The organism is Streptomyces chartreusis NRRL 3882 (assembly GCF_900236475.1).
In the GTDB taxonomy this organism is placed as follows: Bacteria; Actinomycetota; Actinomycetes; order Streptomycetales; family Streptomycetaceae; genus Streptomyces; species Streptomyces chartreusis_D.
Window position 1 is genome coordinate 1002435 of sequence record NZ_LT963352.1, and the last position, 18824, is coordinate 1021258.

At 72.3% G+C, this 18824-nt stretch carries 18 protein-coding genes; 5 read left to right on the plus strand and 13 right to left on the minus strand.

Annotated elements, in window-relative coordinates; translation table 11 throughout:
• Window positions 1-16: 16 nt before the first annotated feature.
• The 3 genes from SCNRRL3882_RS04560 to SCNRRL3882_RS04570 are packed head-to-tail and all read right to left on the minus strand — an operon-like array spanning window position 17 to window position 3595.
• On the minus strand, window positions 17-1045 hold the full coding sequence (locus SCNRRL3882_RS04560; protein ID WP_010037305.1) for an ABC transporter permease: 1029 nt from the start codon (window positions 1043-1045) through the stop codon (window positions 17-19).
• Window positions 1038-2528 carry a sugar ABC transporter ATP-binding protein gene (locus SCNRRL3882_RS04565; protein ID WP_010037310.1) on the minus strand — a complete coding sequence of 497 codons (1491 nt, stop codon included), beginning with the start codon at window positions 2526-2528 and terminating at the stop codon, window positions 1038-1040. The genes SCNRRL3882_RS04560 and SCNRRL3882_RS04565 overlap by 8 nt, the downstream gene beginning before the upstream one ends.
• A complete protein-coding gene (locus SCNRRL3882_RS04570; RefSeq protein WP_029180984.1) occupies window positions 2525-3595 on the minus strand; it encodes a sugar ABC transporter substrate-binding protein in 1071 nt (356 codons plus the stop codon). Before SCNRRL3882_RS04570 ends, SCNRRL3882_RS04565 begins: the two co-directional genes overlap by 4 nt.
• Window positions 3596-3762: 167 nt before the next feature.
• On the opposite strand from SCNRRL3882_RS04570, the gene SCNRRL3882_RS04575 reads away from it, so the two are divergent.
• Complete coding sequence (locus SCNRRL3882_RS04575; RefSeq protein ID WP_010037316.1) at window positions 3763-4467, plus strand: FadR/GntR family transcriptional regulator; 705 nt, start codon at window positions 3763-3765, stop codon at window positions 4465-4467.
• Between the two features lie 27 nt (window positions 4468-4494).
• Here SCNRRL3882_RS04575 and SCNRRL3882_RS04580 read toward each other — a convergent pair whose 3' ends face one another.
• A complete protein-coding gene (locus tag SCNRRL3882_RS04580) occupies window positions 4495-4968 on the minus strand; it encodes a carboxymuconolactone decarboxylase family protein (RefSeq protein WP_010037317.1) in 474 nt (157 codons plus the stop codon).
• A gap of 197 nt (window positions 4969-5165) precedes the next feature.
• Here SCNRRL3882_RS04580 and SCNRRL3882_RS04585 point away from each other — a divergent pair, with 197 nt between their 5' ends.
• Window positions 5166-6509, plus strand: a complete 1344-nt coding sequence (locus tag SCNRRL3882_RS04585; protein ID WP_010037319.1) for an amidase — start codon at window positions 5166-5168, stop codon at window positions 6507-6509.
• Between the two features lie 209 nt (window positions 6510-6718).
• Window positions 6719-7138, plus strand: a complete 420-nt coding sequence (locus tag SCNRRL3882_RS04590) for a VOC family protein (RefSeq protein ID WP_010037321.1) — start codon at window positions 6719-6721, stop codon at window positions 7136-7138.
• On the opposite strand, the gene SCNRRL3882_RS04595 is transcribed toward SCNRRL3882_RS04590, so the two are convergent.
• The 3 genes from SCNRRL3882_RS04595 to SCNRRL3882_RS41050 are packed head-to-tail and all read right to left on the minus strand — an operon-like array spanning window position 7110 to window position 8454.
• Complete coding sequence (locus SCNRRL3882_RS04595) at window positions 7110-7715, minus strand: GNAT family N-acetyltransferase (protein ID WP_010037326.1); 606 nt, start codon at window positions 7713-7715, stop codon at window positions 7110-7112. The genes SCNRRL3882_RS04590 and SCNRRL3882_RS04595 overlap by 29 nt on opposite strands.
• A gap of 24 nt (window positions 7716-7739) precedes the next feature.
• A complete protein-coding gene (locus tag SCNRRL3882_RS04600; protein WP_010037328.1) occupies window positions 7740-8222 on the minus strand; it encodes a GNAT family N-acetyltransferase in 483 nt (160 codons plus the stop codon).
• 58 nt (window positions 8223-8280) lie between these two features.
• A complete protein-coding gene (locus SCNRRL3882_RS41050; RefSeq protein WP_010037330.1) occupies window positions 8281-8454 on the minus strand; it encodes a hypothetical protein in 174 nt (57 codons plus the stop codon).
• Between the two features lie 451 nt (window positions 8455-8905).
• On the opposite strand from SCNRRL3882_RS41050, the gene SCNRRL3882_RS04610 reads away from it, so the two are divergent.
• Window positions 8906-9358: a hypothetical protein gene (locus tag SCNRRL3882_RS04610; RefSeq protein WP_010037331.1), complete on the plus strand. Its 453-nt coding sequence runs from the start codon at window positions 8906-8908 to the stop codon at window positions 9356-9358.
• A 30-nt stretch (window positions 9359-9388) separates the two neighbouring features.
• On the opposite strand, the gene SCNRRL3882_RS04615 is transcribed toward SCNRRL3882_RS04610, so the two are convergent.
• From SCNRRL3882_RS04615 to SCNRRL3882_RS04635, 5 genes are all read right to left on the minus strand, one after another.
• Window positions 9389-10891 carry an SDR family NAD(P)-dependent oxidoreductase gene (locus SCNRRL3882_RS04615; protein ID WP_010037333.1) on the minus strand — a complete coding sequence of 501 codons (1503 nt, stop codon included), beginning with the start codon at window positions 10889-10891 and terminating at the stop codon, window positions 9389-9391.
• Between the two features lie 103 nt (window positions 10892-10994).
• Window positions 10995-12338: a wax ester/triacylglycerol synthase family O-acyltransferase gene (locus SCNRRL3882_RS04620; RefSeq protein WP_010037334.1), complete on the minus strand. Its 1344-nt coding sequence runs from the start codon at window positions 12336-12338 to the stop codon at window positions 10995-10997.
• Window positions 12339-12541: 203 nt separating this feature from the next.
• Window positions 12542-13762 carry a glucose-1-phosphate adenylyltransferase gene (gene glgC, locus SCNRRL3882_RS04625; protein ID WP_029180985.1) on the minus strand — a complete coding sequence of 407 codons (1221 nt, stop codon included), beginning with the start codon at window positions 13760-13762 and terminating at the stop codon, window positions 12542-12544.
• Window positions 13763-13813: 51 nt separating this feature from the next.
• On the minus strand, window positions 13814-14965 hold the full coding sequence (glgA, locus tag SCNRRL3882_RS04630; RefSeq protein WP_010037338.1) for a glycogen synthase: 1152 nt from the start codon (window positions 14963-14965) through the stop codon (window positions 13814-13816).
• 39 nt (window positions 14966-15004) lie between these two features.
• Entirely contained in the window at window positions 15005-15742 is a 738-nt protein-coding gene (locus SCNRRL3882_RS04635) for a (2Fe-2S)-binding protein (RefSeq protein WP_010037341.1), read from the minus strand.
• Between the two features lie 228 nt (window positions 15743-15970).
• Between SCNRRL3882_RS04635 and SCNRRL3882_RS04640 the strand changes: the two genes are divergently transcribed.
• Entirely contained in the window at window positions 15971-17365 is a 1395-nt protein-coding gene (locus SCNRRL3882_RS04640) for a DMT family transporter (protein WP_010037343.1), read from the plus strand.
• Here SCNRRL3882_RS04640 and SCNRRL3882_RS04645 read toward each other — a convergent pair.
• Window positions 17355-18590: a transglycosylase family protein gene (locus SCNRRL3882_RS04645; protein ID WP_010037345.1), complete on the minus strand. Its 1236-nt coding sequence runs from the start codon at window positions 18588-18590 to the stop codon at window positions 17355-17357. The two genes, SCNRRL3882_RS04640 and SCNRRL3882_RS04645, sit on opposite strands and share 11 nt — an antisense overlap.
• Window positions 18591-18824 lie beyond the last annotated feature (234 nt).

The window sequence follows — 18824 nt, forward strand, 5'->3', positions numbered from 1 at the left end:
TTGCGGAGGCGGCGGGTCAGTCCTGGGCGCGGCCCGTGGTGACCCGGGCGATCATGAGGGCGACCAGGATGATCCCGCCGTAGATGGCCTGGATCCAGAACGACGGCACCTGGGCCAGGGTGAGCAGGTTCTGCACGACGCCCAGCAGGAGTACGCCGGTCAGGGCGCCGAACATGGTGCCTTTGCCGCCGTCGAGGGCGATGCCGCCGATCACCGCGGCCGCGAACACGGTGAAGATCATGTTCTGGCCCTGGTTGGCGCTGATCGCGCCGACGTACCCGGTCTGCATGATGCCGCCGACGGCGGCGAGGACGCCCGCGACGACGAACACGCCGAGCATGACGCGCTCCACGCGGATGCCCGCCGCCCGGGCCGCGTCCGCGTTGCCGCCGATGGCGTACAGGGCGCGGCCGACGCGGTGGTACTTCAGGACCAGCCCGGCGACGGCGAAGGCGACCGCGGCGAGCCACACGGACAGCGGCACGGTGAGGAAGGTGGTGGTCGCCAGCGAGTAGAAGCTGTCGGGCATGCCGAACAGCGTCTTGCCCTTGGTCGCGCCGACCAGCAGGCCGCGCAGCACGATCAGCATCGCGAGCGTCACGATGAACGCGTTGAGCTTGAACTTCACGACGAGGAGGCCGTTGAAGGCGCCGACGGCCGCACCCGCGACCAGGATCGCCAGTAGCGCGAGTGCCGCCGGGAGTTCGGTGCCCCAGCCGGACTGGGCGGCGGGCAGGACGAGCAGGGCGCCCACGGCGGGTGCGATGCCGACGACCGATTCCAGGGACAGGTCGAACTTGCCGGTGATGAGCACGAGGGACTCGGCGAGCACGACCATCGCGAGGGCGGCGGAGGCGCCGAGGATCGAGACGATGTTCCGCTCGGTGAGGAACGAGTCGTTGACCACCGCGCCGAGCACGAGGAGCAGCAACAGCGCGGGGACGAGGGCGAGTTCGCGGGCGCGGCGGAGCAGGACGGCCTTGGCGGCGCGCGGGTCGGTGGCTCGCGCGGGCGCGAGCGGCGGGGCCGCCTTGGTCTCAGCCATGGTCCACTCCTTCGATGGAGGCGATGAGCTCGTGGTCGCGCCAGCCCACCGGGTGCTCGGCGACGACACGGCCGTGGAAGAGGACGAGGACCCGGTCGCAGCGCCTGAGGTCGTCGAGTTCGTCGGAGACGACGAGCACGGCGGTGCCGTCCTCGCGGGCGCTGTCCACCCGGGCGAGCAGGGACTCCTTGGACTTCACGTCGACGCCCGCGGTCGGGTTGACGAGGACGAGGAGCCGTGGGTCGGAGGCGAGGGCCCGGGCCATGACGACCTTCTGCGCGTTGCCGCCGGACAGGTCCGAGACGGGCTGGTCGGGGCCCTCTGCGTGGATGTCGAGGCGTTCGATCAGCGCGGTGGCGACACCGCGCTTGCGGTCGGTGCCGACGAAGCCGAACCGGCCGAGCCGGTCCAGGACGCCGAGGGTGGCGTTGTCGCCGATGGACATGCCGAAGACCAGGCCCTCGTCGTGCCGGTCGCGGGGGACGAAGCCGACGCCGGCCTGCAGCGCGGCCTGGACGTCGCCGAACGGCAGCGGGGCGCCGTCGATACGGGCCGTCCCGCCGGTGGGGGTGTGCAGTCCGGTGAACGACTCGGCGAGCTCGATCTTGCCGCTGGCGCTCGATCCGGCGAGTCCGACGACTTCGCCGCGGCGCACGGTGAGGTCCACGTCTTCGTACGCGGGCGAGGTGAGGCCGTGGACGTCGAGGAGGACGGGCCCGGGAGCCGCGACGGTGCTCAGCCGCTCGGCCTGTTCGGCGATCGTCTCCCCCGCCATGGCCTCCACCAGGGCCTGGCGGGGCAGGTCGGCGACCGGGGCCGTGGTGATCCAGCGGGCGTCGCGCAGGACCGTGACGGTCTGGCAGACCTCGTACACCTCCTGGAGGTGGTGCGAGATGAACAGGAAGGTGACGCCCGAGTCCTGGAGGGCGCGCATGCGCGTGAACAGCCGCTCGATCTCGCGGTTGTCGAGCTGGGCGGTGGGTTCGTCGAGGATGATGAAGCGGGCGCCGAAGCTGAGGGCCCGTGCGATCTCCACCATCTGCCGGTCCTCGACCTTGAGGTCGGCGGTGCGGGCGCCGGGGTCGACGCGCACGTCCCAGGTGTCGAGGAGCCGGGCCGCCTCGGTCCTCAGCCGGCGCCAGCTGATGAACCCGCGCCGACCCGGCTGCCGGTTGATGAACAGGTTCTCGGCGACGGTCAGTTCCGGGACGACCGTTGGGTGCTGGTAGACGCAGGCGACCTTGCGGCGCCAGGCGTCGCGGTCGGCGAGCGGCGGCGCCAGGTCGCCGTCGAAGCGGACGGTGCCCTCGTCGGGGGCCTCCAGGCCGGTGAGGATCCTGACGAGGGTCGACTTGCCGGCGCCGTTGCGTCCGACGAGGGCGTGGGACTCCCCCGGCAGAACGGTGAGGTGCCCGTCGGCGAGGGCGGTGGTGGGGCCGTACCGCTTGACGACGCCCCGTGCTTCAGCCAGTGGGGTGCTCATTTGACCGTGTTGCCCCAGAGCTTGGGGTCGTCGACGTTGTCCTTCGTCACCAGGGGCGCGGGCAACTGGTCCTCCAGGATCCCGCTCGGCAGCTTCACGATGGTCGAGTCGTGGTCGGTCGGGCCGGGCTCGAACGTCTTCCCCTCCATCGCCGCCTTGATGTAGTACATGCCGTACTTGGCGTAGGCGTCGGCGGGCTGGGAGACGGTCGCGTCGATCTCGCCCTTGCGGATCGCGTCGAACTCCTGCGGGATGCCGTCGTTGGAGACGATGGCGATGTGGCCCGGCTGCCCGGCCTTCTTCAGCATCCCCTTGGACTTGAGGGTCTGCAGGGTGGGTGCGAGGTAGACGCCGCCCGCCTGCATGTAGATGCCCTTGAGGTCGGGGTTGGCGTTGAGGAGGGTGTCGAGTTTCGAGGCGGCCGTGTCGGACTCCCACTTGGCGGGGATCTCCAGGACCTTCAGCTTCGGGAAGTTCTTCTTCACGCAGGCGCGGAACGCCTCGGAGCGGTCGCGGCCGTTGACCGAGGCCAGGTCGCCCATGATCTGCACGACCTTGCCGGAGATGATGTGCTCGCCGAGGTACTGGCAGGCCTTCTCGCCGTACGCCACGTTGTTCGCCCGGACCACCATCGCGACCTTGCCCTTGTCGGGCGCCACGTCCACGGCGACGACCGGCACGCCCTTGCGCTCGGCCTGGTCGAGGCCCGCCTCGATGGCGGCGCTGTCCAGCGGGGCGACGACCAGGCCCTTGACGCCCTGGTTGAGCTGGTTGTTGATGTCGGTGATCTGCTGCGAGGGGTCGCTGTTGGAGTTGACGGTCTTCATCGCGTCCACGCCCTCGGCCTTCGCCATCCTGGGCACGTAGTCGTTGTACGACTGCCAGAACGGCGAGGTCAGCAGGGGCAGGACGACCCCGACCTTGCCGGTGCCGTCGCCGCCGGCACCGGAGGCGCCGGTGTCCTTGGTACTGCCGCACGCGGCGAGCACGAGGGCGGCGCCGGCGGCCAGGGCCACCGTGCCGACGATCCGGGACCTGTTGCGCTTGCGCACTGTGCTTCCGGGCATCCGAGGGCCCTCCCATCGACCGGTGTTCCAGCGAATGCCCGCATACTTATCAGACCACTCCCCCGCCGGAACACCCTGCTACGCCACTTTTTTCGCGCTTCCGGCGCATAGTGGTCCGACCACATCGCTGGTTAGACTGCGCCGCAGCCGGTGATCGGAGGAATGGCGTGGACGACGAGACAGCCCCGCAGAAGGGCACCGTGACGCAGCGCGCCATCGAGCGGATCAAGGCGATGATCGGCGAGGGCCGGCTGGAACCGGGCCAGCGGCTGCCGACCGAACGTGACCTGGCCGCGCAGCTCGGCATCTCCCGCAGCTCGATGCGGGAGGCGATCCGCGCGCTCACGGTGCTGGGCGTGCTGGAGGCCCGGCACGGGTCGGGCATCTACGTCACGCAACTGGAGGCCGGCGACCTGCTGGAGACCTTCGGCGTCGTGGCGGACCTGTCGCGCGGCCCGCGTCTGGTGGAGCTGCTGGAGATCCGGCGGATCCTGGAGTCGACGGCGACGGCACTGGCCGCCGCCCGGATCACCGCGGACCAGCTGGCCGAGGTCGAGAAGCACCTGGCGGCGATGAACGCCACGGACGATCCGGAGGAGATCCTCGCCCACGACCTGGCCTTCCACCGCGAGATCGCGGTGGCCGCGGGCAACGAGACCATGGCCGCGATCCTGGAGGGCCTGTCGTCGCGGACGTTCCGCGCCCGTGTCTGGCGCGGCTACCAGGAGGAGGGCGCCTTCGCCCGCACCCGCCGCGAACACGCCGCGATCCACCGCGCCCTGGCCGCCCACGACCCGGAGGCGGCCCGCGCGGCGGCGGCCGCGCACGTGGGCGAGGTGGAGGAGTGGCTGCGCGCACAGCTCGGGCCCTAGGAACGGCCAGGGCCCGATGTGCCGCCGCTACTTGAACTGGCCGGGCTGGTAGTCCCCCGCCGGCTGCTGGAGGACGACGTTCAGCCGGTTCGCCGTGTTCATGAAGGCGATCAGGGTCACCAGGGCGACGAGCTGCTCCTCGTCGTAGTGCTTGGCGGCCCGCTCCCACACCTCGTCGGGCACCCCGCCGGCGCCGTCCGCGATACGGGTCGCCTGCTCGGCCAGCTCCAGAGCGGCACGTTCGGCCTCGGTGTAGACCGTGGCCTCCCGCCACGCGGCCACCAGGTTGATGCGTACGGAGGTCTCACCCGCCGCCGCGGCCTCCTTGGTGTGCATGTCGATGCAGACGGCACAGCCGTTGATCTGGCTCACCCGGAGCGAGACGAGCTCCCGGGTGGCGGCCGGCAGCGGTGACTCCACGACCAGCCGTCCCAGGGACATGAACTGCTTGATGACCTTGCCGGCGCTCGGGATGGCGAAGACGTCCAGACGCGCGCTCATGGTGGGCTCCTCTGTCGTTGTCGATGCTTACGCCCCTATGAGTCGACGGCCCGGCCCGATGTGACATCGAGAAATGTGACGTGCGTCTCCCGCCGCCCCGGCGCCCCCCTTCCCGGTCTCGACGTGCGCCCCCGGCCGGTGCACAGTTCTCTCTACGTACTCGCCAGTAAGCCCGTTCCGCACGCCGAGGAGCCTCTGTGACCACCTGGGCCGGCCGCACCGCCGCCGAGATATCCGCCGCCGTACGCGAGAAGCGGGTCACCCCCCGCGAGGTGGCCGCCGAGCACCTCGCGCGGATCGAGCGGCTCGACGGCCGTGTCGGGGCGTTCCGCACCGTGCGCGCCGAGGCGGCGCTCGCCGAGGCCGACGAGGTGGCCGCACGCGGCGACTTCGCCGGGCTGCCCCTGGCCGGGGTGCCCGTGGCCGTCAAGGACAATCTCGCCGTGCGCGGCGAGTCCACCCGCGTCGGCTCGGCCGCGACACCGGACACCCCGGCCGCTGAGGACCATGTGACGGTGGCCCGGCTGCGGGCGGCGGGCGCGGTGGTCGTGGGGCTGACGAACGTGCCCGAGCTGTGTGTGTTCGGCACGACGGACGGCGTGCTGGGCACCGCCCGCAACCCCTGGGACCCGACGCGCTCGGCGGGCGGTTCGTCGGGCGGCAGCGCCGCCGCGGTCGCCGCCGGGATGGTGCCGATCGCCCTCGGCAACGACGGCATGGGTTCCCTGCGCATACCGGCCGCCAACTGCGGCCTCGTCACCATCAAGCCGGGACGCGGAGTGGTCCCGACGGGTCCCGGGGGCAGCGACTGGTTCGGCATGTCGGAGAACGGGCCGCTCGCCACGACCGTCGAGGACGCCCGCCTGATGCTCTCGGTGCTCGCGGGTGACGGGCCCGCCCTCCGCGCCGAGCCCGGCCCCCTCAGGGTCGCCGTGTCGCTGCGCAGTCCGCTGGCCGGCGTCACCGTCAGCCGGCCGTACACGGCGGCCACCCGGGAGGCGGCCGGGGTGCTGATGAGGGCGGGCCACCAGGTCCGGCGCGCCGACCCGCCCTACCCGATGTCGCTCGCCATGACCTCACTGGTCCACTGGACGGCCGGCACCGCCGCGGACGCCCGGCACCTCGACGCGCAGCTGCTGACCCGGCGCACCCGGGTGCACGCGAGACTCGGCCGGCCCTTCCTGGACAGGGCACGCTCCGGGGCCGCAAGGGAGCAGCTGCGCCGGCGGCTGGAGCCGTTCTTCGCCGAGTACGACGTGCTGCTCACCCCCGCGCTCGCCCGCCGCTCCCCGAAGGCCGGGCCCTGGCACGAGCGGGGCTGGCTGAGCAACGTCCTGGCGAACACGAACTACTCGCCCCTGACGCCCCCGTGGAACCTGACCGGCTGGCCCGCGATGTCGGTCCCCTGCGGAACTCTCCCCTCCGGCGCGCCCTGTGCCGTACAGCTGGTGGGACGCCCCGGCACGGAGTACCAACTGCTGGAAGTGGCCGAGCAGTTGCAGGAACGTAATCCGTGGCGGCGTACGGCACCGATGAACTAGAGTCGGCCGGGTGACTGCCGGGTCGGCCGTAGGCCATGCACGAGTGAGGCGCCCGGCCTCGGTGTGAGCGCGGCGGGGGCGTCCCCGCGCGGGCCCCGCCGAGAGCCGGAGAGGGCACGAGCCCCGCCTCCCGTCTCCGTGTTTCCTCATCCCCTCGCGCCACTGCGGCGCTTCACCAAGGCCCCGAGATCCGGAGACGTTTCACATCCATGTCCCACGCACCGCACGCACCCGAACCGCCGGCCACCGTCGCCCAGCTCGACCACACCGCCGTCTTCGCCTCGGACCGCCGCCTGTCGGCGGAGTTCCTGGCGGTGGTCCTGGGCCTGACGGTGGGCGCGCCCTTCGGGCCGTTCCTCCCCGTCGACCTGGGCAACGGCGTGACGCTCGACTACTACGAGAAGACCGACGAGCCGATCCAGCCGCAGCACTACGCGTTCCTCGTGCCCGAGGAGCAGTTCGACACCATGATCACCCGGCTGGAGGCGCTGGGGGTCACGTACTACGCCGACCCGAGCCACACCGAGCCGGGCCGGGTCAACGACCTCTTCGGCGGCCGGGGCGCGTACTTCGCCGACCCGGACGGCCACAACATGGAGATCATGACGCGGCCGTACGTCCGTCCCTGACGTCCGCCCTGGCGACCTTCCTGCCGACCACCCAGTGGTGCTTGCCGAGGCGCCGGTTCCGCTCGAAGCCGTGGCTCTCGAACAGCGCCACCGTGCCGGTGTAGAGGAACGAGGCGGAGACCGACCGGCCCTCGGCGTCCTCGGGATAGCCCTCCACGGTTCCGCCGCCGAGGCGTGCGATCTCCTGGAGGGCTCCGTCGAGTGCGGCGGCGGCCACGCCCCGGCGGCGGTGGGCGCGGTCGACGAAGAAGCAGGTGATCCGCCAGTCCGGAAGGGCGTCGAGGTCCTTCTCGTAGGCACGCCGGTGTTTGATGCGGGGCAGTTCGGGCGCCGACCCGAACTGGCACCAGCCGACGCAGGCCTGGCCGTGGTAGACGAGGGCGGCGTGCGCGCCGCCCTCGCGGACCCGGCTCTCCTTCCGGGCGCGGTTCTCCTCGGGGTTCTTGGTGCGGCTCAGCCCCTCGGGGTGGAAGGCCATGCACCAGCAGCCGCCCCACACGCCGTTGTGCCGCTCGACCAGACCGGCGAAGTCCGGCCAGCTGCCCGCGTCCAGGGGCCTCACCCGAAAGCCGGCCATGGAACCCTCCGATGTCCTGGTGCGCTAGAGCGCCCGGTACATGATGTGCAGCCCCACCAGGCCGTGCCGGGGGTGCTCGAACGCATCGGGGACCGTACCGAGGATCGTGAAGCCGAGGGAGGTCCACAGCGTCACGGCCGGGTTGGTCTCGACGACGGCGTTGAACACCATGCCCCGGTAGCCGGCGGCCCTGGCCTGGGTCAGGAGGTGTTCGGCGAGGGCACGGCCGTAGCCCCGGCCGCCCTGGTCCGGGTCGACCATGAAGCCGGCGTTGGCGATGCGGGCGGCGGGGCCCCCGTAGTTCGGGGTGAGGTAAGCGGAGGCGACGACGACGCCGCTGTCGTCCTCGACGACGTAGACGCGTTTCGCCGGATTCATCCACAGGACCCGGGCCTCGTCCTCGGAGGTTCCCGGGTCCCATGCGTACGTCTCGCCCGCGGCGACGATGCGGTGCCAGAACGGCCAGATGCGCGGCCAGTCGTCAGCCACTGCTTCCCTGATCAGCATGGGTGCGAGTCTGACACGCCCATGCGCTCGGCGAACGCGGCGGGGGGGCTGCGCCCGGTCAGTCGACGCTGGGCAGGATGTGGGGCTCGGCGAGGTCCTCCTCGTAGCCCGCGAGGCGGATCGGGGCCGACCGGGCCCACACGTCCAGGCTGCCGAGCTCGTCGGACCGGCGGCCCTTGCGCTCGGTGCGTTCCTTGGGGCGTTGCTCGCGATTCGTCTTCTCCGGTGTCACCGCGCACTCCTTATGTGTCGGTCACCCTCGGGACGTGTGCGCCGTCCTGCTCTGCGCCTGACGCCCGCTCGGGTCTGATGCCAAATGCAGTTCGGACGCGGTGGCGCCGGTAACTCGCGGGAGCGCAGGCCGTGGTGTACCGGCTTGTCCCATGACGGACCGTGGGTGTGGGTCCCGTCCTGCTGCCCGTCCGCCCCAGATTAACCAAATGAGCGGCCCCCCGCTCGATGGGGCTGAAAACAAGCGGTAACGATCGCGCGTCATCCCGTGTTCAACTCGGGTTTACGCACCGGTTTGCCCATGGAAGGACGTTTTGCGGATCACCCGAACGGGGTAGGTCCGCACCGGCGGTTTCCAGACGGTTGCGCAGTTCAAATGCCGTTGGCCGAGTCGAAAGCTCCCCATGGTCTGCTGCCGTACGGCAACGGCTGTCTCGCAGGAGGACTGACGCATGGAGCTGCGCAGCGTCGAGGAGCTGATGGATCTGTTGTACGCCTGCCGGGGCACCAGGGCCGCCCCGGACCGCGACCGCCCGCCGGTCGACCTGCACGATCACGCGCTGCGGACGGCCGCGCTGCTGCGCCGGGGCCGCCCGGCCGACAAGGAGCTGCAAGTGGCGGGCCTGGTGCAGCCCGTCGGCGGGCTGCTGTGGCCCGGCGACCCGGCCGGGCGCGCGGACCACGCGGCCGACGCGGTGCGTGCCCTGCTCGGCGACCGGGTCTCCCACCTCGTACGCCACTGCCCGTGCCCGGACGTCCCGGCCGACGACGACCTCCTCGCCCTGCGCCAGGCGACCGAGGAGGGCCGCACGGCCGGCTTCGACGCCGGGGTCCTGGAGGACTGGCGCACGGTGCTGGAACTGCTGGCGGCTGCCAACTCCCACCACCTCGGGACTGTTGACTGACGGGCCGTCAGAGGCGGTGCGGGTAGAGCGCTACCACTTCCCCGGCGCGTAATCCTTCAAGAACACCCCGTACAGGTCCTCCCCCGCCTCACCCCGCACGATCGGGTCGTAGACCCGAGCCGCCCCGTCGACCAGGTCCAGCGGCGCGTGGAACCCGGCCTCGGCCAGCCGCAGCTTGTCGTAGTGCGGCCGCTCGTCCGTGATCCACCCGGTGTCGACCGAGGTCATCAGAATCCCGTCGGTCTCGAACATCTCCTGGGCACTGGTCCGCGTCACCATGTTCATCGCGGCCTTGGCGGCGTTCGTGTTCGGATGCCCCGCACCCTTGTAGCCGCGGCCGAACACGCCCTCCATCGCCGAGACGTTCACGACGTACGCGCGTTTGCTCGCCGCCTTCTTCGCGGCCTCGGCCATGACCGGACGGAGCCGACTGATCAGGATGAACGGCGCCGTGTAGTTGCACAGCTGGGTCTCCAGCAGCTCCACCGGGGAGATCTGCTCGATCGTCTGCACCCAGGTGTTGGACTCGACGACGTCGGGGACCAGCCCGCCCGCGTCGATCGCCGTGCCGTCGAGGTGCCGCTCGACGCTGGCGTTGCCCGCGACCAGGGCGAGGTCGGCGACCTGCTGGGCATCGAGGCCGCTGGTGCCGAGGGGCAGCGCGGCCAGGCCGTCGACCGCGCCGGAGTTGAACGCGCCGATGACGTGGTGGGCGGGCAGCTCACCGGCGGGCAGCGGCGCGCTCTCGCCCTCGACCAGCGCGGCGTAGGCGGACGGCAGGCGGCGTACGGTCTGGGTGGCGTTGTTGACGAGGATGTCGAGCGGGCCCGCCTCGGCGACCTGCTCCGCGAGGGCCACGGCCTGGGCCGGGTCGCGCAGGTCGATGCCGACGACCTCCAGGCGGTGGATCCAGTCCGCCGAGTCGTCCATCGCCTTGAAGCGGCGGATGGCGTCCTTGGGGAAGCGGGTGGTGACCGTGGTGTGGGCGCCGTCGCGCAGCAGCCTGAGCGCGATGTACATGCCGATCTTGGCGCGGCCGCCGGTGAGCAGGGCGCGCTTGCCGGTGAGGTCGGCCCGGACGTCGCGCTTCTCGCGGTTCACGCGGGCGCAGTCCGGACAGAGCTGGTGGTAGAAGTAGTCGACTTCCACGTAGCGGGTCTTGCAGGTGTAGCAGGAGCGCGGGCGCTGGAGTATCCCCGCGATCCTGCCCTCCTCGGTGCGCGAGGAGGGGAGCAGGCCCTCGGTCTCGTCGTCGATGCGCTGGGCGGACCCGGTCGCCGTGGCCTCCGTGACCGCCTTGTCGTGGGCGGTCTTGGCGGCCCGGCGCTCCTGGCGGCGGCGCTGCTTGACCGTGCGGTAGATGCCCGCGGTGGCCCGGCGCACGGCGATGGCGTCCGGGTGGTCGACCTCCAGCTTGTCGAGTTCCTCGAGCACGCTGAGGCAGACGGCCAGCCGCTCCGGGTCGATGCCGGGTCCGTACGAGAGCCCGCTCGCCTCGTCCATGGCCTGCGGGCCGTCCTCTGTCACCGTCATCGCCGCTGTCGTTCCCTGCTCTGCCGTGGCGGCGCGCCGGTCGCGCCCGCTTTCGAACGGCGAATTTTACGGAGCGGCGGGCCGCACCGCCAAACCGTCCGGTTCAGGACCGGCAGGCGGTGATCAGAGTGCGCACCTCCGCGGAGACGGCCGCCGCGAGCCGGCCGAGGTCCGGCACGGCCCTTCCGTCGGCGACGAGCCCGTAGTGGACGCTCCCCCGGTACGTCGAGACCGCCACCGCCACGGAGTGGCCGGGGGCCAGCGGGGCGAACGGGAAGACGGCGGTGAGCGGGTTGCCGCCGAGCCTCAGGCCGAGGCTGGGCAGGGGCACGCTGGTGACCAGGATGTCGAACCAGAGCCGGGCCGCCTGGCCGACCAGGGGCCCGCCCAGCCGGTGGGCCAGGGCCGGGACGTGGTCGGCGAGCAGGGCGACGGCGCCCGCGCCCCGGTTGGGGCCGGCGTCCTTGTTGCGGTCCATGGCGGTGCGGACCGAGGCGAGGCGGGCCAGCGGATCCGGGTCGTCCACCGGAAGCCGTATCAGGTAGCCGGAGAGCCGGTTGCCCTGCGGGTACGCGGTACGCGGGCGCCGCTTGGAGACGGGGATCAGGGCGCGGGGCGCGACGTCCTCGCTGCCGTCGCCGCGCTCGTCGAGCCAGCGGCGCAGCGCGCCCGCGACGACCGCGATCAGGACGTCGTTGACGGTGCCGCCGACGGTCTTGCGGACGCGGTGCACGTCGTCGAGGTCGAGCAGCACGCCGGCGGTGCGGCGGGTGCCGCTCGGCTCACAGGTGAGGGCGGGCGTGGAGCGCACGTCGAGGGAGGAGCGGGCGACGGAGGCGCCGATGTCCAGGGCCCGGCCCACGTCGGACAGCGCGCCGCGCAGCCTCCCGGGCAGCTCGCGCACGTCCGGCAGCAGGCCGCGCGGGGGCTCGGCCGGGCGGGGCCGGGGCGCGGGCATGTCGATCGGGTCCATGACGCCCGCGGCGAGTGTCAGCGCCCGCAGCCCGTCGGCCAGGGCGTGGTGGAACTTGAACAGCACCGCGAACGAGACCCCGTCCTCGCCGGGCAGCACATGGGCCTCCCACGGCGGCCGGCCTCGCCTCAGCGGACGTCCCATGAGCCGGCCCGCGACCGTGTGGAAGTCGGCGGTCGGGGCGTGCAGCCGCACGTGGTTCAGGGCGTCGAAGTCCGGGTCGGGTTCGCGGGCCGCGCCGCCGAAGGCGAGGGGCCGGCGCAGCGCGGAGGGCAGCGGCTGCCACACGTCGCGGATCCGCATCCGCAGTCCGGGCACGCCGGCGGCGCGGGCCGCGAGCAGGTCGGCCGCGTGGGCGCCGGCGGCGGGTGAGTGCGCGGAGAAGATCCCGAGCGCGCCGAGGTGCATCGGGTGGTCCGCGGACTCGATGTTCCAGAACGCCAGGTCGAGAGGAGCGAGCAGGTCAGCAGTCAAGGGCTTGCCTCGCGTCGACGACAGGTGGGCCAGCAGTCAATCGCCCCCAGCCGATTACGGTCAAGTACGATCAGGCTACGTACAGTTAACAGCACATTAAGTCCCGTCCCGATGAGAGGGGCGGGACTTATGGTGCATGTGCGGTCAGTCCAGCACAGGTTGCGGCGCCGGGCACCCCGTGAGAGTCACCCGGGAGGCGTCACTCAGGTGACCAGCTGTCCCTTTCCGAGGGCGATGACGCCGCCCTTGGACACCGTGTACAGCTCCGCGTCGCGCTCCGGGTTGACGCCGATCGTCGCGCCCGGCGGCACCTCGACGTTCTTGTCCAGCACGGCGCCGCGCACCACCGCGCCCCGGCCGATGTGCACGTTGTCGTGCAGCACCGACCCCTGCACGACGGCCCCCGGGTCGACCACCACGCCCGGCGACAGCACGGACCGCGTGACCTGCCCGCGGATGAGACAGCCGGCGCTGATGATGGACTCGCTGGCGATGCCCCCGGCGTTGAAGCGGGCCGGCGAGAGCTGGTACGAGTGCGTGTAGATGGGCCAGCTGCGGTTGTACAGGTTGAAGGCCGGGCGCTCGGCGATCAGGTCCATGTGTGCTTCGTAGTAGGCGTCCAGCGTGCCGACGTCCCGCCAGTAGCCCTGGTCGCGGGTGGTCTCGCCGGGCACGTGGTTGGCGCTGAAGTCGTACAGCGCGGCCTCGCCCCGGTCGGTGAGCTGGGGCAGGATCGAGCCGCCCATGTCGTGCACGGAGTGCTCGTCCTCCGAGTCCCGCTGGAGCGCCTCGATGAGGGCCTTCGTGGTGAAGATGTAGTTGCCCATGGAGGCGAAGACCATCTCGGGATCGTCCGCCAGGCCGGGCGGCTCCGTCGGCTTCTCCAGGAAGCGCTCCACCGTCTGGCCGTCCGAACCCGGCGTGATCACACCGAACGCCGAGGACTCGCCGCGCGGCACCCGGATCCCGGCCACCGTGACGCCCGCTCCGCTGTCGATGTGCTGGGCGAGCATCTGGCGGGGGTCCATGCGGTAGACGTGGTCGGCACCGAAGACGGCCACGTACTCGGGGCGCTCGTCGTAGATCAGGTTCAGCGACTGGAGGATCGCGTCGGCGCTGCCCAGGTACCAGCGGGGGCCGAGGCGCTGCTGGGCGGGCACGGGGGTGACGTAGTTGCCGAGCAGGCTGGACATCCGCCAGGTGGTGGTGATGTGCCGGTCCAGCGAGTGCGACTTGTACTGCGTCAGGACGCAGATGCGCAGGACATCGGCGTTCACCAGGTTGGACAGGACGAAGTCGACCAGGCGGTACGTACCGCCGAAGGTCACCGCGGGTTTCGCCCGGTCCGCGGTCAGGGGCATCAGACGCTTGCCCTCTCCGCCCGCCAGCACGATTCCCAGGACCGAAGGACCACCACGACGCATGGCCGCTCCCCTCACGCCGATTTCCCGATGCCTGCCCCTGAGCAGCGCGTACTAAGCCTGTTTCAGGATCTCCTCGTAGAGCCGGACCGTGCGGCGGGCCACCGCGTCCCAGCCGAACTCGCCGACCGCGCGTTCCCGCCCGGCCTCGCCCATCCGCCGGGCGGCCTCCGGGTCGCCCAGTACGCAGTCGATGGCCCGGGCGAGTCCCGCCTCGAAGCCGTCGCCGGCCGGGACGAGCAGGCCCGTCCTGCCGTCGTCCACGACCTCGGGGATGCCGCCGACCGCCGAGGCCACCACGGGCGTGCCGCAGGCCATCGCCTCCAGGTTCACGATGCCGAGCGGCTCGTACACCGAGGGGCAGACGAACAGGGCGGCGTGCGTGAGGAGCTGGATCACCTCCGGGCGCGGCAGCATCCTCGGAATCCAGAACACGCCGTCGCGGACCCGGCTCAGCTCCCCGAACAGCTCGCGGAACTCCTGGTCGATCTCCGGCGTGTCCGGCGCGCCCGCGCACAGCACGACCTGCGCGGCCGGGTCGATGTCCCGCACCGCGCGCAGCAGGTGGGGCACGCCCTTCTGGCGGGTGATGCGGCCGACGAACAGCACGTACGGACGGGAGCGGTCGAGGCCGACGCGGTCCAGGGCGTCCGTGCCGTGGTCGGGCCGGTACAGGCTCGTGTCGATGCCGTTGTGCACGACGTGGACCTTCTCCGGGTCCAGGGCGGGGTAGCAGCCGAGGATGTCCTCGCGCATGGCACCCGACACGGCGACCACCGCGTCGGCGGCCTCGATCGCGGTGCGCTCGGCCCAGCTCGACAGCTCGTAGCCGCCGCCGAGCTGCTCGGCCTTCCAGGGGCGCAGCGGCTCCAGGGAGTGGGCGGTCATCACGTGCGGGATGCCGTAGAGCATCTTGGCGAGGTGGCCGCCGAGGTTGGCGTACCAGGTGTGGGTGTGGACCAGCTCGCGGCCTTCGAGGGCGGCGGTCATGGCCAGGTCGACGGAGAAGGTCCGCAGCGCGTCGTTGGCGCCGTCGAGCGTGGACCAGGGGCGGTGGCGCAGCACGCCGTCCGCGCGGCCCTCGCCCCAGCAGTGCACGTCCAGGTCGACCAGTGGTCTGAGCTCCCGGGCCAGGAACTCCACGTGGACACCTGCGCCGCCGTACACATCCGGCGGGTACTCCCGGGTCAGCAGTCCGACGCGCACCCGCAACTCCCTGCTCTCAGCGGCCGTTCCCTTTCATGGTCACCCAGATGGGGCGCGCGGGGAAGAGCGAGGCGGCCGTGTGAAGCAACAGTCACCACACAGGCCCCCGCCGGGCACGCGGTAGTACAGGCAGCAGCTGCGGCGCCGGAAGGCGGTGCCGGTGAGGGTTCCGGCGCCGGTCAGCAGGGGGTGCGCGAGGAGTTCCGCGGCCAGGGAACGGGCCCGGGCGGCGGTGTCCGTACGGCCGTGCCGCCGGGCCCAGCGGTCGAGTTCCCGGGCGGAGCCCGCCAGCGCGGAGGCGGCGTTGCCCCGCAGCAGGCCCGGGGCGAGGCGGTAGTGGGCGCGCAGGGCCGCCGAGAGGGGTTCGAGGTGGCCGTGCAGGACGGCGTCCGCGACGGCCGACGCGTCCCCAAGGAGCGGTCGTACGTCCGGCAGCCACAGGTCGTCGGGGGCGGCGGCGTCGGCGTCCCAGTGCAGCAGCCGGGCGTCGAGGTCGGGGACACGGCCGTAGAGGGCGGCGCAGCCGAGCGCCACGGACCAGAGGCGGGCCGCCAGTCCCAGGTGGGCCACGGACGCCGCGACACGCAACTCCGGCGCGCGCAGGGCGTTCGCGACCTTGTCGACTCGGAAAATCAGGGGATTTCCGTACACATCCGGTGACGCGGCGGCGTAGGCCTGTGCGAGAGTGGGAAGAGGCCCCGCCGCCGCTTCTCCCGTGCGCAGCACGAAGTAGCCGCCGAGCGGGCGGAGCGCGGCAAGGCCGGGGTCGAGGTCCATGAAGAGCAGTAGTACCAAGGCCCCTAAGGGATGCGACCCGGTGACCCCCGACCGGCGTCGCCCACCCTGGGGATGACGGGGTTCCCCTCGTACTCCATCGGCAGTAGGACCCAATGAGTGCTCAGGGACGACGACGGGAAGACCTGGACACGGCAGGGTGTTGGTCATGAAAGCCGACCTTTCGCCGCGCCGGGCCGAGCGCCCCCGCCTGACGCAGAGGAGCAGCCGATGAGCGCCCTCGCGTTGTCCGTCCTGCTGTCCCTCGTGTCCGCGTTCGCCTACGCGGGCGGGGCGATCGTGCAGGAGCGGGTGGCGGAGTCCTCGCCGGGCGAGCAGTACGCGCCGCTGCGGCGGCCGGCCTGGTGGGCGGCGGTCGCGCTGAACGGTCTCGGTGGACTGCTGCACGTGGTGGCGCTGGCGTACGGCCCGCTCAGCCTGGTGCAGCCGCTCGGCGCGCTGACCATCGTGGTGGCCCTGCCGATGGCGGCGCTGTTCGTGGGTCGCAAGGCGGGTGCCACGGCGTGGCGGGGCGCGATCATGGCGACGGTGGGGCTGGCGGGTCTGCTGTCCCTGGTCGCCGCGTCCGACGCGCGGTCGCTCGACGCCGCGGAGCGGGTGGCCGTGGCCCTGGCCACCGCCGGTGTGGTCGTGGCGCTGATGATCGCCGGCCGGGCCGCGCACCGGCACCCGGCGGTGCGGAGCATGCTGCTGGCGACCGCCTCCGGTATCGCGTTCGGCATGTCCTCGGTGTTCACCAAGACCGTCGCGGTCGACTGGACCGGCGGTGTGTCGGCGGCGGACGTGCCGTCCCTCGCGGTGATCGGTGTCCTGGCCACGGCCGGCATGCTGCTGTCGCAGGCCTCCTACCGCGGTGCCGGCCTCGCGGCACCGCTGGCCACGCTGACGGTCGTGAACCCGGTGGTGGCGGCCGCCGTCGGCATCACGATGTTCGGCGAGACCTTCCGCTACGGCTCGACGGGCACGGCGCTCGCCCTGAGCTGCGGCGTGGTGGCGGCGGGCGGCCTGATCCTGCTGACGACGGAGCGGCTCACCCACGCCCAGCCGGAGCGTGCGGGGACCGGCCTGGAGGTCGCCGGGACGGGGCTGGTTCCCGCGGACACGGGCCTCGGGACGACGGGGATGTTGCCAGGGCCGGCCGGGGAACCGGCCGGGAGCGCGGGCGCATTGGTCGGGGCAGTGGGCGACCTGCCCGGAAGCGGAAGCGAGCTGCCCGAGACGGTGGGCGCGCTGCTGCCCGAGCCCGTGGGTGCGCTGCTGCCCGGGTCCCCGGGCGCATCACTGCCCGGGGCCCTGGGCGGTTCGGTGCCCGAGACCGTGGGCGCGCCGCCCGTCGCCGTGGGGGCGCTGCCCCGGCCGATGGGCGTCGGGGCCGGTGATCGTGGCGGGGCCGGCCGGGCTGCGTCAGGAGACGTGCCCGTGACCGCGCCGGTGCCCGCGGTCTCCGCCGCCGGTGAACCCGAGGCCGGACCGGACGTCGCGCACGAGAGCGGGGAACCGTCGGTGTCCTCCGGGGAACGCCCGCTCTCCTACGCCGCCTGCTACGGCATCCCGTACGTACCGATGCCCACGGTGGACCGGCACCGCACGCGTATCAGATCCTGACGCCGCCGGCCCTCAGGTAGGCGATGGGGTCGACATCCGAGCCGAAGCCGGGCCCCGTCCGCACCTCGAAGTGCAGGTGCGGGCCCGAGCTGTTTCCGGTGGAGCCGGAGCGGCCGATGCGCTGGCCCGCGCTCACCGTCTGCCCGTCCCGCACGGAGATCGCCGACAGGTGGGCGTACTGGCTGTAGCGGCCGTCGCCGTGCCGGATCACGACCTGGTAGCCGAACGAACCGCCCCACCCCGCGCTGACGACGCTGCCCGAGGCGACCGACTTGACGGACGTGCCCGTGGGCACGGGGAAGTCGACGCCGGTGTGGTAGCCCTTCGACCAGGACGAGCCCGCCTTGCGGTAGGGCGTCCCCAGGGATGCGCTGACAGGGGCGACCAGGCCCTGCCGGGTCGTCGTGGACCGTGCGGCGCGCTCCTTGCTCTCGCCCTTGGACCGGTCCTTGGCACGCTCCTCGGCGCGGTCCGGGGACTTCGACGACGGCTTCTTCACCGACGGCTCGGCCGACGGGGCCCGCTCGGGCGCGGGCCGCGTCTTCGTGGCGCCCTCCCCGCGCAGCGCGAGCCGCTGGCCGGGCACGATGAGGTCGGGATCGCCCCCTATGGCCGAGCGGTTGGCGGTGTACAGACCTCGCCAGCCGCCCCGCACCTCCCGCTCCTCGGCGATGCCGGAGAGCGTGTCGCCGCGCACCACCGTGTACATCTCGGCGCTGCCCGCCCGGGACTGCGGCGTGGACTGCGGCCGCACGTCCTCGATGGAGGTCCTGGGCCTGGTCTTCCGGTCTGCCTTCTCGCCCTTCCCCGTGCTCTCGGCGGCCGGCCGGATGTCGGGCTCGGGTCCGCCCCGGCTCAGTCCGGCCCGTACGGAGCAGGTCGGCCAGGCGCCCGGGCCCTGCCCGTCGAGCACCTTCTCGGCGACGGCGATCTGCTGGTTCTTGGTGGCCAGGTCCGCGCGCGCCGCGTAGGCCCGGCCGCCGTACGCCTCCCAGGTGGACTGGGTGAACTGGAGCCCACCGTAGAAGCCGTTGCCGGTGTTGATGTTCCAGTCGTTGCTCGACTCGCAGGCGGCGACCTTGTTCCAGGTGTCCACGTCGGCCGCCTGGGCGGTGCCGGCGCCCATGAACGGGAGCGCCATGCCCGCGCCGCCCGCCGTGACGGTGAGTGAGGCGCGGTTGATCCTGTTCGGCTGATACCGGCGATGCCGGCCGCGTACGGCCATCGAGAGCCCCCCTAGACATGCGTCAGGAGGGGCAAAAGTAAGCGCTGCGAACCGGCCAGGACAAGGCGGCTATCGGCCGCCCGGTTGCCCAAATGGCCGGGATGAGGCCCCTGTTGCGCGACGTGCGCCACGCCGGTGCACCGTGTACGTCACCCGGTGCGCACGTGCGGCGCGCGCGGGGACGCGTACGTCGGGTGAGTGCGACGGGGGCTCTTGTGCGTATCTGCCTGCGCG

Excerpts from the sequence above, each read along its gene's own strand:
- SCNRRL3882_RS04560 (WP_010037305.1), bottom strand. The coding sequence starts at position 1,045 with ATGGCTGAGACCAAGGCGGCCCCGCCGCTCGCGCCCGCGCGAGCCACC.
- SCNRRL3882_RS04565 (WP_010037310.1), bottom strand. The coding sequence starts at position 2,528 with ATGAGCACCCCACTGGCTGAAGCACGGGGCGTCGTCAAGCGGTACGGC.
- SCNRRL3882_RS04570 (WP_029180984.1), bottom strand. The coding sequence starts at position 3,595 with ATGCCCGGAAGCACAGTGCGCAAGCGCAACAGGTCCCGGATCGTCGGC.
- SCNRRL3882_RS04580 (WP_010037317.1), bottom strand. The coding sequence starts at position 4,968 with ATGAGCGCGCGTCTGGACGTCTTCGCCATCCCGAGCGCCGGCAAGGTC.
- SCNRRL3882_RS04590 (WP_010037321.1), top strand. The coding sequence starts at position 6,719 with ATGTCCCACGCACCGCACGCACCCGAACCGCCGGCCACCGTCGCCCAG.
- SCNRRL3882_RS04595 (WP_010037326.1), bottom strand. The coding sequence starts at position 7,715 with ATGGCCGGCTTTCGGGTGAGGCCCCTGGACGCGGGCAGCTGGCCGGAC.
- SCNRRL3882_RS04600 (WP_010037328.1), bottom strand. The coding sequence starts at position 8,222 with ATGCTGATCAGGGAAGCAGTGGCTGACGACTGGCCGCGCATCTGGCCG.
- SCNRRL3882_RS04610 (WP_010037331.1), top strand. The coding sequence starts at position 8,906 with ATGGAGCTGCGCAGCGTCGAGGAGCTGATGGATCTGTTGTACGCCTGC.
- SCNRRL3882_RS04615 (WP_010037333.1), bottom strand. The coding sequence starts at position 10,891 with ATGACGGTGACAGAGGACGGCCCGCAGGCCATGGACGAGGCGAGCGGG.
- glgC (WP_029180985.1), bottom strand. The coding sequence starts at position 13,762 with ATGCGTCGTGGTGGTCCTTCGGTCCTGGGAATCGTGCTGGCGGGCGGA.
- SCNRRL3882_RS04635 (WP_010037341.1), bottom strand. The coding sequence starts at position 15,742 with ATGGACCTCGACCCCGGCCTTGCCGCGCTCCGCCCGCTCGGCGGCTAC.
- SCNRRL3882_RS04640 (WP_010037343.1), top strand. The coding sequence starts at position 15,971 with ATGAGCGCCCTCGCGTTGTCCGTCCTGCTGTCCCTCGTGTCCGCGTTC.
- SCNRRL3882_RS04645 (WP_010037345.1), bottom strand. The coding sequence starts at position 18,590 with ATGGCCGTACGCGGCCGGCATCGCCGGTATCAGCCGAACAGGATCAAC.